Annotated in this window: 16 protein-coding genes and 3 pseudogenes; 6 read left to right on the top strand and 13 right to left on the bottom strand. The window is 69.6% G+C overall.

Going from position 1 to position 14,802, the window contains the following annotated elements:
* Nucleotides 1-352: 352 nt before the first annotated feature.
* Nucleotides 353-880 carry a hypothetical protein gene (locus WH07_RS00390; RefSeq protein ID WP_046494128.1) on the bottom strand — a complete coding sequence of 176 codons (528 nt, stop codon included), beginning with the start codon at nt 878-880 and terminating at the stop codon, nt 353-355.
* A 374-nt stretch (nt 881-1,254) separates the two neighbouring features.
* Here WH07_RS00390 and WH07_RS00385 point away from each other — a divergent pair, with 374 nt between their 5' ends.
* From WH07_RS00385 to WH07_RS40670, 3 genes and pseudogenes are all read left to right on the top strand, one after another.
* Nucleotides 1,255-1,734 (top strand): hypothetical protein, encoded by a 480-nt coding sequence (locus WH07_RS00385; protein WP_232788645.1) that lies wholly within the window; start codon nt 1,255-1,257, stop codon nt 1,732-1,734.
* On the top strand, nt 1,719-1,850 hold the full coding sequence (locus WH07_RS41650) for a hypothetical protein (RefSeq protein WP_269801337.1): 132 nt from the start codon (nt 1,719-1,721) through the stop codon (nt 1,848-1,850). Before WH07_RS00385 ends, WH07_RS41650 begins: the two co-directional genes overlap by 16 nt.
* A gap of 29 nt (nt 1,851-1,879) precedes the next feature.
* Nucleotides 1,880-2,103 (top strand): annotated as a pseudogene (locus WH07_RS40670) (IS5/IS1182 family transposase); the annotation flags it as partial.
* A gap of 58 nt (nt 2,104-2,161) precedes the next feature.
* Here WH07_RS40670 and WH07_RS00380 read toward each other — a convergent pair.
* From WH07_RS00380 to WH07_RS36835, 3 genes and pseudogenes are all read right to left on the bottom strand, one after another.
* Nucleotides 2,162-2,593 (bottom strand): DUF4240 domain-containing protein, encoded by a 432-nt coding sequence (locus WH07_RS00380; RefSeq protein WP_046494126.1) that lies wholly within the window; start codon nt 2,591-2,593, stop codon nt 2,162-2,164.
* A gap of 39 nt (nt 2,594-2,632) precedes the next feature.
* A pseudogene (locus WH07_RS40665) lies at nt 2,633-2,776 on the bottom strand (IS5/IS1182 family transposase); the annotation flags it as partial.
* Nucleotides 2,771-2,967 (bottom strand): annotated as a pseudogene (locus WH07_RS36835) (ISAzo13-like element transposase-related protein); the annotation flags it as partial. The pseudogenes WH07_RS36835 and WH07_RS40665, both read right to left, overlap by 6 nt.
* Nucleotides 2,968-2,973: 6 nt before the next feature.
* On the opposite strand from WH07_RS36835, the gene WH07_RS40160 reads away from it, so the two are divergent.
* Nucleotides 2,974-3,198, top strand: a complete 225-nt coding sequence (locus WH07_RS40160) for a hypothetical protein (RefSeq protein ID WP_198533687.1) — start codon at nt 2,974-2,976, stop codon at nt 3,196-3,198.
* A gap of 160 nt (nt 3,199-3,358) precedes the next feature.
* On the opposite strand, the gene WH07_RS00370 is transcribed toward WH07_RS40160, so the two are convergent.
* The 4 genes from WH07_RS00370 to WH07_RS39440 form a co-directional block, all read right to left on the bottom strand.
* A complete protein-coding gene (locus WH07_RS00370; RefSeq protein WP_046494125.1) occupies nt 3,359-6,523 on the bottom strand; it encodes a discoidin domain-containing protein in 3,165 nt (1,054 codons plus the stop codon).
* 704 nt (nt 6,524-7,227) lie between these two features.
* On the bottom strand, nt 7,228-7,971 hold the full coding sequence (locus WH07_RS00365; protein WP_046494124.1) for a hypothetical protein: 744 nt from the start codon (nt 7,969-7,971) through the stop codon (nt 7,228-7,230).
* The gene (locus WH07_RS40660; RefSeq protein ID WP_052744160.1) at nt 7,968-8,381 is read right to left on the bottom strand and encodes a hypothetical protein; all 414 of its coding nucleotides are present in this window, start codon (nt 8,379-8,381) and stop codon (nt 7,968-7,970) included. The genes WH07_RS00365 and WH07_RS40660 overlap by 4 nt, the downstream gene beginning before the upstream one ends.
* A gap of 39 nt (nt 8,382-8,420) precedes the next feature.
* Nucleotides 8,421-8,660: a hypothetical protein gene (locus WH07_RS39440; protein ID WP_157877145.1), complete on the bottom strand. Its 240-nt coding sequence runs from the start codon at nt 8,658-8,660 to the stop codon at nt 8,421-8,423.
* 414 nt (nt 8,661-9,074) lie between these two features.
* Between WH07_RS39440 and WH07_RS00355 the strand changes: the two genes are divergently transcribed.
* Both WH07_RS00355 and WH07_RS36830 read left to right on the top strand, forming a co-directional pair.
* Nucleotides 9,075-9,326 (top strand): DUF6400 family protein, encoded by a 252-nt coding sequence (locus WH07_RS00355; RefSeq protein WP_106409475.1) that lies wholly within the window; start codon nt 9,075-9,077, stop codon nt 9,324-9,326.
* Nucleotides 9,310-9,549: a hypothetical protein gene (locus WH07_RS36830; RefSeq protein ID WP_079022825.1), complete on the top strand. Its 240-nt coding sequence runs from the start codon at nt 9,310-9,312 to the stop codon at nt 9,547-9,549. Before WH07_RS00355 ends, WH07_RS36830 begins: the two co-directional genes overlap by 17 nt.
* Nucleotides 9,550-9,661: 112 nt before the next feature.
* Here the strand turns inward: WH07_RS36830 and WH07_RS00350 are convergent, their stop codons facing one another.
* The 5 genes from WH07_RS00350 to WH07_RS00330 all read right to left on the bottom strand — a co-directional run bounded on the left by WH07_RS00350 (nt 9,662) and on the right by WH07_RS00330 (nt 14,787).
* Nucleotides 9,662-10,222, bottom strand: coding sequence for a hypothetical protein (locus tag WH07_RS00350; protein ID WP_052744159.1), 561 nt, complete (start codon nt 10,220-10,222; stop codon nt 9,662-9,664).
* A gap of 74 nt (nt 10,223-10,296) precedes the next feature.
* Nucleotides 10,297-11,232 (bottom strand): ROK family protein, encoded by a 936-nt coding sequence (locus WH07_RS00345; RefSeq protein ID WP_046494122.1) that lies wholly within the window; start codon nt 11,230-11,232, stop codon nt 10,297-10,299.
* A complete protein-coding gene (locus WH07_RS00340) occupies nt 11,229-12,938 on the bottom strand; it encodes a dipeptide ABC transporter ATP-binding protein (protein WP_046494120.1) in 1,710 nt (569 codons plus the stop codon). Before WH07_RS00340 ends, WH07_RS00345 begins: the two co-directional genes overlap by 4 nt.
* Nucleotides 12,935-13,831: an ABC transporter permease gene (locus tag WH07_RS00335; protein WP_046494119.1), complete on the bottom strand. Its 897-nt coding sequence runs from the start codon at nt 13,829-13,831 to the stop codon at nt 12,935-12,937. The genes WH07_RS00340 and WH07_RS00335 overlap by 4 nt, the downstream gene beginning before the upstream one ends.
* Nucleotides 13,828-14,787, bottom strand: coding sequence for an ABC transporter permease (locus WH07_RS00330; protein ID WP_046494118.1), 960 nt, complete (start codon nt 14,785-14,787; stop codon nt 13,828-13,830). The genes WH07_RS00335 and WH07_RS00330 overlap by 4 nt, the downstream gene beginning before the upstream one ends.
* Nucleotides 14,788-14,802: the final 15 nt, after the last annotated feature.

The raw sequence follows: 14,802 nt of genomic DNA, 5'->3' as shown, positions 1-14,802 counted from the left end.
CGATGTGCCAGCCGCACGCATAGGCTGCAGTGGGGTACGGGACGCTACTGGCCGTTTCTCGGACCAGCGGAGACCGCCACCATGTCACCCAGCTCATGTCCCTGCTTGACGCGATGCAGTGCATCCGGGGAACTCGTGACAGCGGGTTCAACGGACGGTCTTCTTTTGCAGCACCCATACGTAGGCCGTGCTGAACGGGCATTCCCACACTCCGCACTCTGCGTTCACACCAACGTCGGCAGCGACACCTGTACTGCAGATGAGGCTTCGTGAAAATCCCCAGGCCCGCTCTTCCTTCCCCATTTTCGTTGACCTGTCAGGGCGGTGTGCCTGAGTCTCCCACTTGGAACGGTCACGGTCGTTCCTCATCGTCAAGGGCGTGCCCGGCGGATCCGCCCTGATGCCAGGCGTAGATGCGGACGGGGTCGAGGTGAAGTTCATTGGGGCCCAGGCAATCGGCGGCCCAGGTGGCGAGGCGTGAGCCGCACGCGCGCGCCAGGTTGGGACCGTGCGCGCCCGTGGAGCCGCAACATCCGGTCCAGTTGTTCCCGCGCGTGAAGGCGGTGAGGCGGGGCAGGACGTCTTCGGGATGGACGATGACGCTGTCGCGCTGGCCCGCGGAGACGGTGGTCCAACTGTCGGGCCGTAGCAGCTCCCGGCCCGAGCGACGGGTGTGCCGGTGGGGTGGGGCGGCCGGGACGAAGGGGGCGCCCCACGGGTCGGGGTCGATGGCGTAGTGCCCGCAGGGGACAGCCGAGCGGGCAAGCCCGGTCTTCTTGTCCCGGCCGTTGTCCGGGTCGTCGATGTCCGGGACGGCGGGCAGAGCCACCAGGTCCCCGGTGAGCGCGGTCCCGCACTTGGAGCAGTAGAAGACGGTCACACGCAGGGTTCTACCGCCTGGCGGGCCGAACCGTCACGCGGGAAAACGCCTGGCTGACAGGAGCGGATCGGGGGAGCCGCAGTCCTCCCGCAGTTGGGCGTCCTGCAAGTGGGGAATCCGGGCGAGCAGGTCTGGCCCATCCCTGAGCGAGGGGTGGGGTTTCAAGGCTCTGTCCGCGCCGAAGTCGCGGACTTCTTCGCCGCGCACGACGTCGGTGACCCGGTACCTGGCTGGGGTACCCCCTCGTAGGCCATGAACTCGTTGATCCATGTGGTCGGCTGTCTGATTAACGGCTGTCCCGCAATGACCTGGAGGACCGCGTCGGGGCTCGAATAGACGCGATGCCGTGCGAGCAGTGTGTGTACGGTGCCGGAGTGATCGACTTTGATGGCGCTTGGCTGGGTGCGGAGGCCGCGCGGCGGTTGGCGGAGGCGGGCTGCTGTGAGATGGCACCAGGGCTCACGGAGGAAGAGTTCAGCCGGATCGAGGCGGCCTATGAGTTCGAGTTCTCCCCGGAGCATCGTGCTTTCCTGGCGGCAGGGCTGCCGGTCGCCTCACCTCTTCAGGAAGACGCAACGTGGCAGCAGCCGTGGCCCGACTGGCGGCACGCTGCTCCAGACGACCTGCGCAACCGGCTGGGGTGGCCGGTACGAGAAGTGCTGGGCGATGTCGCTCATGGCAGTTGGCATCCGGCCCTGGGGGTGCGTCCCGCCTCTGATGAGGAGGCTGTGGAGGCGGCTCGAGCGGTACTTGCGCGAGCGCCACGACTCGTTCCCGTGTACGCGCACCGTTTCATCCCTGCGGGTCGCGACACACTGGGCCACCCGGTCATGTCGGTGTGGGAATCGACATGATCTGCTACGGCCACGACCTGGCCGACTACATCGACCGTGAGTTCGGCGAGGTCGACGAGGATGCTCCTTGGGCTCCGCAGGCGTCCGTGCCGTTCTGGAAGGACTTCCTCGGCTGAGATTGCTCCCCGGCTGGTGCCGGGCGTAAATGATCTCTGTCGTGCATGGTGTGATCACGGCTTCAGAGCCATCCTGGACAGCCCGTTCACTGGCGTGGCTCCACGCCAGTTCAACCTTGTGGTGCGTGCGCTGCGACGCGAAGGCGCCGACACCACTTGGCGAGGCCGACCGTGGGGGCTTCCGCCGGAAGACCGGCTGCTCCTGCTGGCAGCGTACTGGCACACCAACCTGACGTTACGCCAGCTAACCCCGCACAATATACTCTTTAAGAGGTCGCTTCTAATGGTGCGGCAGGAGTACCCGCTGGGAGCTATGCGCCAGCCCACCCCGCTGTGTTGGAATACGACTCGTAGCTGTAGTGGGTACTACGGTCCCATTCCTCGCCAGTGATGTGCTCGTACGCCTTGTCAGGTACATAGAGCAGGGCCTCGGCCCAGACGAGATCGCTGGCGTACGGCACGAACCTGTCTGGGCATCGAAGTACGTTCTCGTATTCCTCACGGCCGGCGGCGACGACGGCAGCCCGGGTGTAGAGGAACGCATCGCCCGACAGTCCTTCGCCGTACTCCTTGCGGTCCAACCTGTACAGAGCCCAGGAGAGCTGCTCGGCGAAGCCAATCACGTCAGACGTGGGCCCGTTCACCAAGCGTGCTGTCAGGGCAGCAGCGAGCTGTTCGCCCTCGGGATCGGCAGTTGTGGACCGGCATTCTTCAACGAGCTGCCAGAAGACGTCTTCGTTCATGGTGAGATCATGGCCGATGGGTGTGACGAGCCCAGGGCGTCAGTCGTTCTCCCTCTCCAATCGGCGATAGCTGATGAGGGCTACGGCAATGCCGACGAAGGCGAGGAAGTGGTCGGCCTTGCGCTCGTAGCGGCGGTGCAGACGCCGACAACCGGCCAGCCAGGACATGGTTCTTTGAGCCAGCTCGGTCTTGAAGGCCCTGGTGGTAGCCGTTGGAGCCGCAGGCATCGGCGGTGATCGGCAGACGCCCGCCCTGCGGATGGTCGAGGCGCCCGTGCCCGTTCCACCAACGGCGGATCGATTTGATTGCCAAGGCTGCGGTGTCGTGATCCGTACCGACGTTCAGCGAGCCGGTCCGCAGCCAGGTCGTAGACCTGCACGTGGTGGAGAACGGTCCCGGCGGCTACCACTACCTCGGCCCGGTCAAGGCCTTCGCCCGGCGGCAGGCCCTTACCTCGCTGGGCCGTGAGCAGCGTCGGCAGGCGCTCCAGTGCTTGCTGCGCCACTACTTGGCGGACGGTTCCGCTGATACCTCGGACGTGCGGGCGGTACGGGCGCCGACTGCCCGGTGCAGCTCGTCGAGCCCCTGGACCCCAGTCAAGTGATCAGCAATATCCCGACGATGGTCGGCGGCGACACCGCGAACGCGCGGGCCTACGCGATAGCCCAGCACTTCATGCCCCGGCGACGGACCCAAGCAGCGGGGTGGGCCCTCCTCTTCGCAGGGAGGGCCCACCCCATTCGCGGAGGATGGTCCGTGGGGGCCTACGGAGCGAGCACCGACAGTGAGACCACCCGGGCATCGTGCGTACCCCGCTCACCGACGGCGAGTGCCACATAGCGCGCGCCGCCCTTGGCGGTCAGCGTGCCGGTACGGCTCCTGACCCGCAGGGCTCCCACCGGTGTGTATGTCAGCCCGTCCGCGCTGAACTCGACCCTGGAGGTCGGGATCCGGCCGTTCGTCCAGGACACCCGCACCTCACCGACCGGAACCACCGCACCCAGGTCCACCACCATCCGGCCCTTCGTGCCCGGGTTCCAGGAGGTGTGCGGATCACCGTCGACCGCTCCCGCCGGATCGGACATTCCGGAGGGCAGGGGTGTCGTCGGGAACGTGACGCGCCCGAGCGCGAGATCGGGCAGCGGATAGCCGGTGACGCCCGGTACGGACACCCGCTCCGTGCGCCCGCGGCGGACGTCGACACGCACACTGCGGCCTCCGGGCGCCGTGAGGACCAGCCGGCACGACGGCCCCGAGAACACGACCGTCGCCGCGTCGACGACCTCGACGCGCACCCCGGCAGGGACGCGTGAACGCGTGTCCGACCGCAGGGTGAAACGGGCCGGCGCGATCGCCGCGGACGCGGCGGCCAGCTCCGCCACATAATCGGTGCCGGTCGCCGTGACGGTCTGGGTCCCGGCGTACAACAGGAGCGTGCGGGTGTCCTGCGCCACGGACACGGTGGTCTTCACCGCGGCCGCGGACAGGTTGAAGAGGCTGAGATGTCCCCCGGCGACGCTGGCCTTCACCGCCGCTGCGGCGGCGACCGGAGCCGGGCGGGCCGCGGCGGCCTTCACGTCCGACGCCGACCCTCCCACGTACCCCTCGACCACGATCGGCTCGGCCGGCCCGTCGGACAGGACGAGGATGTCGCCGGAGACGGTGAGGGGGTTCTTCGCGCCCCGGACGACAAACCCGGCCCTGCCGTCGACGGCGACCCAGCCGCCGCCACTGGTGAGATCGGGACGCGGGTACCTGACGAGATCGGTCCACGCCTTCCCGTCCGCGGAGCCCTGGACCACGTAACCCCGCCCCGCGGCCGCCTCCCAGCGCAGCGTGACACGGTCGAAGCTCCGCGCCTCGCCCAGGTCGACGGCGAGCCAGCTGTCCGCCTTCGGACGGTCGGCGACGGAGACGGCCCAGCGGGTCGTGAGATCGCCGTCGACGGCGAGGGGCGCGCCCTTGCCGGTGTCCGCGGAGGAGGCCGTCGCGGTGCCGCCCCGCGCCAGGTCGGCGCCGTCGGCACCGTCGCGCACCTCGACCGCGTACAGCGAGTAACCGTAGCGGGGGTCAGGGCTGATGCCCTGGACGCGTAGGTGACGGTACGACACCCGGGTGAGGACGAGGTCGTCGGTGCGCCCGGTCGTCGACGGCGGTGCGGTGCCCGCGTCCTTGGCCGCGACGCTGACGCTGCCCTCGGCGGTGGTGTACGTACGGCTGCCGTCCAGCCCGGCGATGCCCGGCATCGTCAGGTTCCGCACCTCGATGTGGCCCTCGCCCGCCGCTGTTCCGCCGGTCGCGTAGACGACGTCACCCGACGGTAGGGTGGTGAACCCGGCGTAGCCCGTGCTGAGTGTGAACACCGTGGCGATGCCGTCGAAGCCGTCACGGACCCGGCTGTAGGTGGCGATGTTGCGTGTTGTCACGCTGCCTGCGATCGAGGGCAGGAACATCGGAGTGCTGCCGCTCAGCGCGAACAGCCAGTCGTCGTGGGCCGGTTGCCAGCAGAACTTGACGAAGCCCGGCTTGCTGACGGTCGCAGCCCAGGCCGCGGGCGACTGGTGCGCCACCAGCCCCGGGCCCGTGCCGAAGTCCTTCACCCCGCTCGCCCGCGCGAACAACTCCGCGTCGGTGAGGGGACGGACCGCCGCACCCTGCCCGGCCCGCCATTCGTGCAGCAGATAACTGATGGCGACCTCGGCGCGGGCCTCCGGCTCGTACTTGGGCTCACCGGAGAACTTGGTGAGCCGGTAGGCCGGCGCGTACGCCTGGTAGGCCGCCAGGCGCTCGGCGAGCGCGGCCTCGGAGCGGGCCGCGGCCCGGTCCCCCAGCACCTGGGCGAGGAAGGCGATCGGGATGACGTCACGCCCGTACAGGTACTCACGGTCGTTGACCATCGGCATCAGCGGTTCGCCCGCGTCGCTCATGACGGTGAGCAGTGTGTCCCAGAGCGGACCGGCGTTGGGCTGCGCGGTGAGTACCTGGGGCAGCGGACGTCCCGCGGTGATGAAGTGGGCCGCGTTACGTCCCGACGTACGCCACAACTCCGCCTGGTAGTGCGGGCCGAAGGAGTTGTGGTTCTCGACGATGAACGTGTCGTACAGGTTCTGCGCCGTGTTGTCGCTGATCGCGACGCCGTCCACGAGGGCGGGATTGGCGCGGTCCGCGACCGGAAGGCCGGCCTCGTTGCGGCTCCAGCGGCCGAAGGCGTCGCTCCAGGCGGCATGGCGAGGGTCGTCGGCGGCCCAGGCGAGACCGGGCGCGAGCGATTGGGCGTAGACGCCCATCTCCTCCAGCTTCGTGTCGCCCACGTGACCGCCGTTGAGGCCGTTGGGCGTCCAGCCGCCGGAGGCGGGGTCGTTGGCCGTGCCGAGCGCCGTCGTGTACGCGGCCTGGGAGCGGACAATGGTGTCGATGTTGGTACGGGTCGTGTCGTCGAGCTGGTCCCACAGCAGCCGGGCGGCGAGCACGAAGTAGAGCTGGAAAGTGGTGTCGAAGAACAGGGTGCGGCCCCATTCGGAGCCGCCCGTGAGGCGGTTCGACGCGGCGAAGTGCGTGAGGGTGGCGAGGGTGCGCGAGCGCAGGGTCTCCTTGTCGATCCCGGCCCGCTCGGCGTCGTAGGTACCCCGGGTGAGCAGGAGGGCATGGCCGAGGACCACCGCGAAGCCGAAGTCCTTGGCGGTGTAGTAGCCCTTGGCCGCGTCCCACTGCGTCTCCGACCAGCGGGTGTGCGTGAGCAGCGCCTGATGGTAGGCGGCGGCGACGTCGTCCGGGGGCGCGGAGCGGGGCGCCTGCTTGTGGCGGTCGGCTGCCGAGGCGGGTCCGGCCTCGGCGAGGGAAAGCGGCACTGCGGTCAATGCGGCGGTCAGGCCAGCGAGTTGGGCGAAACGGCGCCTGTTCAGTTCGGCCGGTTGATGGGTCACGCGCATGCACCTCCTGGAGCACGAGGCTTCGACAACGTTGTCAAGCGCGCTCATTCTTAGACCCGGCCGGCCGGAACGTCAAGGAGTCCGACTGGTCTCCGTCCAGGGCGGCTTCATCGGTCTGCGAGCCACCGGGGTGCCGGAGTGCGCTTCCTGCGCAGGTCGAGGGCCGCTTCCGTCGTCGCGCTGGGGCGCCGCTTCGCGGCGGTGGCGACCGCGAATTGCCACCGCGGTTCGTGACTGGTCACCTCCGGGACGTCCGGGCCGGTGTGAGCGCTGATGAGGAAGCGGCTGAGGAATCCGATCCCGAGCCCCGCGCGGATGAGGTGTACGGCGGTCCGATGTTCGCGACCTCAGGGTCGCCTCCCATGCGGCCCCCGCGACGGCGAAGGCCTGGTCGACCATGATGCGCTTGCCGAAGTCATGCGGGGATTCGACGATGGGGAACTTACCCAGTTGTGCGAGTGACACCCGGCCCGTTCGGCCAGGGGCCGCGTGAGGTTGGTGACGTCGACCTGAACTGCGATCGCTGCCGCTGTCCGGAAGCGTCGACCAGTGGAGGACAACACGGACCTCCTCGCACACCACCGCCCTCTGCGCGCAACCATCGACGCGCTACTCTCAAGCCCCGACGGCGGTGTGTGGTTCAGGTGGCCAGCGGAGCGGAGGCAGGCGTTCTTCTCACCGCTCCACCGGCCACGTTCATCTGTCTACAACTCCCTGTCCCCTCGCCAGGTGACCGACGTCAGCGCGTCCAGGCCACCGTGCGCCAGTCCTTTGTAGGTCACTGTCCGGGCGGGGCCGAGTTCGTGTGCGGTCCGTTCCGCCAGGTCCGTTCCCTCGCGGAACAGCCGCTGCCACTCGGTGTCGTACTTGCCGTCCTTCCGGTCCCGCACCTCCAGATTGAGCGTGGTGTTGATGCTGTCCGCCCACGTGTACAGAGCGGCGACGAGGTCGTCGGACAGAGGCAGGGCGGCGGCGGGATCATCCGGGAAGAAGTCCCCGAATCCGTCGGAGCGCAGCGGACCGAACCCGTACTCGCCCTCGACGGTGATGTCGAGCGGGTGCGGAGGCGTGCCGTGCGGATCGCGTTTCCAGTGGAGGCGATCGCAGCCCCAGCACAGCCACTTCGCCGTTCTGTGGCCCTCGTCCCAGTATCGCACCGACCATGATGGCCCGAGATGCCTGGCGAGTCGCTGGGCGGCCGCCAGACCCTGCTTGACGTATGTGCGCAGGTCCGGGCGGGCGGCGAAGCCCTCCGGCGGGTGGCTCAGCGACCAGGCTCGCAGCGCGTCCGCCAGCTCCGCCAGGAGGTCCAGCCGGGAATCGTCCAGCGGGACGCTACGAGTGAAGGCGTCGAGGTCCGCGAAGGCTGGGGGATCCTCCGGCTCGTACAGCGGGGACGGCTCATCCCGGGCCCGCACGAGCACGTGCCGCAGTTCGTCGAAGGTCATACGGGATTTGCTCCGATCACGAATCCGTTGTCGCCCACGCTAATGGCATCCTGCTGGACCTCGCCGTTGAAGGTGACCTCGAAGATCGGCCTTCCCGCGCCCCGGGTGCCAACCCTTTTGCCCTCGCTCAGGGCCGTCCTCACGAGGGCAGGGATGTCCTCCGCCCGGACGCCGGCGGTCGCGAACTCTCCGGCGTTCCGGAAAACGATGTGGATCAGGCCCGCGTTGACGGTGCCTTTCTCAAGCCAAGCAAGGGCCACACCGGGCTTGGTGTACTCGGTGATCCAGATCGTGTCCGCTCTGTTGAATTCCACCCCGGCTTCGGTGAGCCTTTCCAGCAGCCTGGCGTCGAGGGTGCCATGGGCGATCTTTGCCCGTTCCGCGGCGCCGGTCGCGATACGCAGGCCCATGCCAGCCGCAGAGGCGGCGTCGCGGATCTGGAGGGCGTCCTACTCTCCGTAGATCTTCTTCAGGTCCGCGAGTACCTGTGCGGCGTCCTCGCCGGTCTTGGCGGCATGTTCAGCTCGTGCGGCGAGCTTGACCGCTGCGGCGAGTTTCATGGCCACCGAGGTCGGCACGAACGTGGCGGCGGCCCAGGCGCAGCCGCAGCCGCCGAGTCCACGTCCACCGCGAGCAGCACCAGTGACATCAGCGATTCGGTCGCCGCTTGAAAAATCGAGCACTGCCACGCCGGATTGCTCCCCGCCTACGGGAGAGGACGTCGCAGGTGCCCAACCAGCCTCGGGATCCGGAAGGTTGAGCATCTCGGAGACGCCGCTCAGTCAACCAGACTGCCGAGCTCCGGCGGAGGGATGCCGCCCGGCACATCCGTGAGTACCGTGTCCGGCTCGCGGCGGGGCTCTGTCCGTCCTGTGGGACAAGCCGTGAAGTACGTCACAGTGCCATGAGCGGACCGTGTGCGTCGGTCGGGGCCCGATGCCCGCAACGGCCCGCCTCTGTCGGCCGATCCGAGGATGCCGTGTCGACGGGCCGGGCGGAGCCTCGTCCCGGCCCGTCCCGGAGCGACTTAGGCCACCCTTTCCTGCGGGCGCGGCTGCCTGGTAGAGATGGTGGCGTTCCGCCAGCACAACGGAAGTCTCGTCATGAACCAGGACAACACCACCGGCCTCACCCCCTTTACGATCGATCTGACCATCGAGGAAGCCCGGCGACGGGCCGAGGTCGTGGCCGCCCTCGGGCCCGGCTGGGACCCGGTGGCCGTCCTCCGAGGCGAGGACGAAGCGTACGCCCTTCTCTACTCGGGTCTGGACGCCGAGCAGCAGCGCACCTATGACCTGCTGGTGGCCGACGGTGTCCTGCCGGGGGAGGGACGGGGCCGTGCGGCTGCCCATTGATCCACGGGCGGACCTCGCCCGTCGCGCCTGGGTGGCTTGTCCCGTCTGCGACGACGCCCGCCTTTGCGCGGCCTGCGCCGACCACCGCAACTGCGGCGAGCACTGGCGCTATCTGATCTCCAACGACGGGCCGGTCGTCCACCTTCAGTGCCCGCGGTGCGCGTACATGTGGTCACTGGACACCCGGCCCGGCGTCACCCGCTCCGGCGACAGCGCCCGTTGATCACCACGGCGTACGGATCGGCCGGAGCACGGTCGGCGTGGACGTGAGGCGGGAGCCGCGCGACGGACTTCTCCGCGTGGCTCCCGCCGGCTCACGCTGGCTTCCGCCGGGTTCAGCGCACGTCGACGTAGTCACCGGCGGTCGCGACGGCCGCGGTGGTGGACGTGCCGGTGAAATTCCAGCGCCAGTACCCGTCCGAGACCGCCTTCACGGTCGTCTTGAGGCCACCGGATGCGCTGGCCTTCACGGTCTTGACGGTGGTGTAGACGGTGCTGTTCTTCTTCCGGAACTCAAGCCGTACGGGCTGCGAGCCGTAGTTCGTGTACTTGTTCGTGTTCCAGCCGGCGCGGATGAGCTTGCCGGTGATGGTCAGCTTCTTGTCCTTCGTCACGGGCTCCGGCGCGGCGTCGACGGTCAGGTTGGCGGCGCGCTTGACCGGGACGGTGGAGTAGTAGTCCCCGTAGAGATCGCCGTCCTTGCCGAACGCCTGGGCATGGACCTTCCACGTGCCCGCCTGCTCGTTACGGAACCACTCGGCACGCGGGTCGATGGTGAGGGTGGCCTTGCAGGAATAACGCGACTTTCCCGCGGACTTACAGGTGGCGGGCTTCCAGTAGTAGTTGAAGAGACCGGCGAGCGCCGTGACCTGCCGTGATGGGCGGGTGGTGGCCATTGAGCTGCGCGAATGGACTTTCGGTTGTTTCGCGCTCGAACGGGACGACGTTGTCGCGAGGCGGGACGGCTTCCTCAGATCCCGACGTCCGCCGTCAGCTCCCGCCGGGCCCGGGCCGCAGCGCCGACCGGTACCGCATCGGTGGCCAGGGTTGCCCTGACCAGCCGGATCGGGTGGCCGCTGACCGGGGGGTCGGCGGCCAGCGATGCCATGATGAGGGGTTCCAGCAGCGGCCAGGCGCGGCTGACCCCGCCGCCGACCACCACCGTGGTGATGTCCACGACGCCCGCCGTCATGACTATCGCCCGGGCGATCCCGGCTCCGGCGGCCCGGTACACCGCGAGGGCGTCCTGGTCACCGTGGCCGGCGGCCTCGGCGACCTCGCGGGCGGTCAGCCGACGGCCAGTGCGGTCCGCGTAACGAGCCGCGATGGAGCGGCCGGAGGCCAGGGTCTCCAGATGGCCCCGGCCGCCGCACGAGCAGAGCAGATCGCCGAAGCCGGGGATGTGCCCGATCTCGCCGGCCGCGCCGTGCGGCCCGGTGAACAGGGCGCCGCCGGCCCACAGCGCGCCGCCGACCCCGGTGCCCAGTGTCATCCCGAGGACGTCCGACTCGCCGCGTACGGCGCCGCCAGACACCTCCCCGTAGAGGAAGGCGTTGACGTCGTTGTCCAGGAAGGCCGGGACGCCCAGGGCCTTCTCGACGGCGTCCGTCACCGCGAAGCCGGCCCAGCCGGTGAAGGAGTCGCTGGCCACCAGGATGCGGCCGGTCGCGGAGTCCACCACACCGGCCGCGCCGACCCCGCTGCCGGCGAGGCGGCCGGGGGTGCGCTTCAGCAGCGGGGCCAGCGCGTCCATGGCCGCGCCGATCATGGCCTGGCCGCCGTCGGTCGCCGGGGTCGCCACCTCTGCGCGGTCCAGCACGGTCAAGTCCTCGCCGCAGAGCACCACTTGGGTGGTGGTGCCGCCGATGTCCACTCCGGCGAAGAGCGTACGGTCGTGGGAACTCACCCCTGGGCCTCCGTCCGGCCGGCCGCGAGGGTGGCCAGGCGTTCGGCTCTGCGGCCGCGTTGGATCACCGGGTCGGGTACCGGCACGGCGGCCAGCAACCGGCGGGTGTAGTCGGTCTCCGGGTGCAGCAGGGTCGCGCCGGTGGCGCCCTCTTCCTCGATCCTGCCGGCCCGCATCACCACGACGCGCTGGGCGAAGTGCTGTACGACGGCGAGGTCGTGGGAGACGAAGAGACAGGCGAAGCCCAGCTCGTCCTGGAGTTCGGAGATCACTTCGAGCACCGCCTCCTGCACGCTCACGTCGAGCGCGCTGGTGGGCTCGTCGGCGACCAGCAGTCGGGGCTCCAGGACCAGGGCGCGGGCCAGGCTGACCCGTTGGCGCTGACCGCCGGACAGCTCGCGGGGGGCACGCCGGGCGAGATCACGCGACAGCCGGACCCGTTCGAGGACGGCGGCGACCTTGGCCTGGCGGTCCCTGGCGGAGAGCCCGCGGCCGTGCACCCTGAGCGGCTCGGCGATGCACTCGCCGACCGTCATACGGGCATCCAGCGAGGCCACCGGGTCCTGGAGTACGACGCCGATACCGGCCCGCAGCGCCCGCCGGGCCCGGGACCGGGTGCGCGCCAGGTCGGTGCCGAAGAGCGAGGCGACGCCGGAGTCCGGCCGGATCAGACCGAGCGCGACCCGGGAGGCGGTGGACTTGCCGGAGCCCGACTCGCCCACCAGGCCCAGGGTTTCCCCGGCGTGGACGGTGAACGACACCTCGTCCAGAGCCCGTACGGCACCCTTGCCACGGCCGAACACCACCGAGACGTCGCGGAGTTCGACGACCGGCTCGGTGTCCGGGCGGGTGGCGGCGGGCGACGGTACCGGCGGGCCCGCCTCGGCGACCGACAGCCGGGGCACCGCGGCCAGCAGCCGCTTGGTGTAGTCGTGGGACGGGCGGAGCAGCACGTCCTCGACCGGACCGGTCTCCACGATCTCGCCGTCGTACATCACGGCGACCCGGTCGGCGAAGTCCGCGACCACGCCCATGTTGTGGGTGACCAGCAGGACGCCGGTGCCGGTCTCGACGGCGAGGCGGCGCAGCAGGTCGAGGATCTCGGCCTGCACCGTGACGTCCAGCGCGGTGGTCGGCTCGTCGGCGATCAGCAGGGTGGGGTCATTCGCGATGGCCATGGCGATGACCACGCGCTGGCGCTGTCCGCCGGAGAGCTGGAAGGGGTAGGCGCCGGCCCGCTTCTCCGGCTCGGGGATGCCGACCTTGCGGAGGAGTCCGACGGCCTCGGCGGCGGCGTCCTTGCCGGACACCTCACGGTGGTTGCGGATCACCTCGGCGATCTGCTTGCCGATCCGGGTCAGCGGGTCCAGCGCGGTGGCCGGCTCCTGGAACACCATGGTGACGGTACGGCCGCGCAGCGCGGCCAGGTCGGCCTCAGGGGCACCGACCATCTGATGGCCGGCGATGGTGGCACTGCCGGTGGCAAGGGCGTTGCCGTCCAGCAGGCCCATCGCGGCCAGCGCGATCGTGGACTTGCCGGAACCCGACTCGCCGACCAGGGCGAGCGTCTCGCCGGGGCGGACGTGCAGGGAGACACCCCGGACGGCCGGCACGTCGCCGCTCTCGGTGGTGAAGACGACCCCGAGGTCGTCGAGTTCGAGAATGGGCCCGGCCTGCGAGGTGGCGGAGCCCTGGGCGGCGGTCATCCGCGTCCCCTCACGTCGAATGCGTCGCGGAGTCCGTCCCCGATCGCGTTGAAGGCCCACACCACCAGGATGATGGCCAGGCCCGGCGGCAGGATGAGCCACCAGTAACCGGAGTAGGCGGCGGTGAGACCGGCCGAGAGCATGCCGCCCCAGTCGGTGGCCGGTGGCTGGACGCCCAGGCCCAGGTACGAGACGTACGCGACGAGCAGGATGGCGTCGGCGATCTGGAAGGTGGCCGCGACGATGATGGTCGAGACCGAGTTCGGCAGGATGTGCCGGGCGATCGCCCGGGCGTGGGTCCCGCCGATGGCCCGCAGTGTCAGGACGTAGTCGCGGTTCTTCAGGGTGAGTGTCTCGGCCCTGATCAGCCGGGACGGCATCAGCCAGGAGACGACGCCCAGAATGACGATCAGTCCGGTCAGGCCCGGGGTGGTGATGGCGGAGACCACCAGAAGGATGAAGAGCGCCGGGATGGCGATCCCCGCGTCCACGATCCGCATCATGACCGCGTCGATCCAGCCGCCCGCGTAGCCGGCGGCGGCGCCCCACAGGGTGCCGATCACGGTGGCCAGGATGCCCGCGGCGAGGCCGACGATCAGCGACACCTTGCCGCCGTACATCAGCCGGCCCAGCTCGTCGTGGCCGACCGCGTCGGTGCCGAGCCAGTGCGAGCCGCTGGGGGCGAGGTTGACCTGTTCGAGCATCGTGTGGGTCTGGTCGGTGGAGTACACCAGCGGACCGATGAAGCAGAACAGGAAGAAGAAGACCACGACGCCGAGCCCGACCACGGCGAGCCGGTTGCGCAGGAAGCGCCGGACGGCGAGTCGGGAGCCGGACGCCGCGGCGGCGGTGGCCTTGCCGGGCATCTGGTCCGGCTGGATGAGGGCGCTCATGCCCGGCCTGCCTTCACTCGGGGGTCGACGAGCCGCTGGACGATGTCGGCGAGCAGCGTGCCGGCCACGGTGGCGATCGCGATTACCAGCACACAGCCCAGCAGCACCGGGTAGTCGGAGGACTGCGCGGCGGTCCAGAAGAGCAGGCCCATGCCGGGGTAGTTGAAGAGCTGTTCCACCACCAGGGCGCCGCCGAACAGCACCGGCACGTAATAGCCGAGCATGGCGATCACCGGCGTCAGCGAGTTGCGGAACACATGCCGCCACAGGATGGCGCGGGAGCGGGAGCCTCCGGCCCGCGCCGTCCTGACGTAGTCCTCGGACAGATTCTCCAGGGTGGCCGCCCGCATGTAGCGGCTGAACACCGCGATCATCGAGGCGGCACCGGCGACGACCGGCAGCACCAGCGCCTGCGGATCGGCGAACACCTGGGCGAGCGTGTCCCCCTGCGGGGCCTGCGACGGGAACCACGGCAGCACCTGGCTGAACACCAGCACCAGGATCAGCCCGAGGAAGTACACGGGCGTGGAGTAGGCGATGAAGCTCAGCGTGGTGATGACGTAGTCGACCGGCCTGTTGCGCCGGACGGCCTGCCACATGCCCAGCGGGACAGCCAGCAGGAGGCCGACGACCGCCGACAGGGCGGTGAGCACCAGGGTCTTGGGCAACCGCTCGGTGATGAGCTGGGAGACCGGCTCATTGAGGGTGTACGAGGTTCCCAGGTCGCCGTGCAGCAGTCGGTTGAGGTAGTAGAGGTACTGCACGGGCAGTGGCTTGTCGAGACCTTGCTCGTGGTTGAAGGACGCGATCTGCTGCGCTGTGGCCTGCGGGCCGAGGATCCCGCGAGCGGGACCCCCGGGCAGGGCGTGCAGCAGACAGAAGACCACGATCGTCACGATGACGATCACCGCGACGGCCTGGAGGGCCCGTCGCAACAGGTACGTGGAAGTGGTCATGTGCTTTCCGGTCGC

It is taken from the genome of Streptomyces odonnellii (assembly GCF_000981895.1).
Taxonomy (GTDB): Bacteria; Actinomycetota; Actinomycetes; order Streptomycetales; family Streptomycetaceae; genus Streptomyces; species Streptomyces odonnellii.
Note: the sequence above shows the minus strand (reverse complement) of the source record. Positions and strands in the feature narration are given on the sequence as shown.

Bases quoted from the DNA above. Each gene is read 5' to 3' on its own strand.
- WH07_RS00330 (WP_046494118.1), bottom strand. From the start codon at position 14,787: ATGACCACTTCCACGTACCTGTTGCGACGGGCCCTCCAGGCCGTCGCG.
- WH07_RS00350 (WP_052744159.1), bottom strand. From the start codon at position 10,222: ATGGCCACCACCCGCCCATCACGGCAGGTCACGGCGCTCGCCGGTCTC.
- WH07_RS00365 (WP_046494124.1), bottom strand. From the start codon at position 7,971: ATGACCTTCGACGAACTGCGGCACGTGCTCGTGCGGGCCCGGGATGAG.
- WH07_RS00335 (WP_046494119.1), bottom strand. From the start codon at position 13,831: ATGAGCGCCCTCATCCAGCCGGACCAGATGCCCGGCAAGGCCACCGCC.
- WH07_RS00380 (WP_046494126.1), bottom strand. From the start codon at position 2,593: ATGAACGAAGACGTCTTCTGGCAGCTCGTTGAAGAATGCCGGTCCACA.
- WH07_RS00355 (WP_106409475.1), top strand. From the start codon at position 9,075: ATGAACCAGGACAACACCACCGGCCTCACCCCCTTTACGATCGATCTG.
- WH07_RS40660 (WP_052744160.1), bottom strand. From the start codon at position 8,381: ATGGGCCTGCGTATCGCGACCGGCGCCGCGGAACGGGCAAAGATCGCC.
- WH07_RS00370 (WP_046494125.1), bottom strand. From the start codon at position 6,523: ATGCGCGTGACCCATCAACCGGCCGAACTGAACAGGCGCCGTTTCGCC.
- WH07_RS00340 (WP_046494120.1), bottom strand. From the start codon at position 12,938: ATGACCGCCGCCCAGGGCTCCGCCACCTCGCAGGCCGGGCCCATTCTC.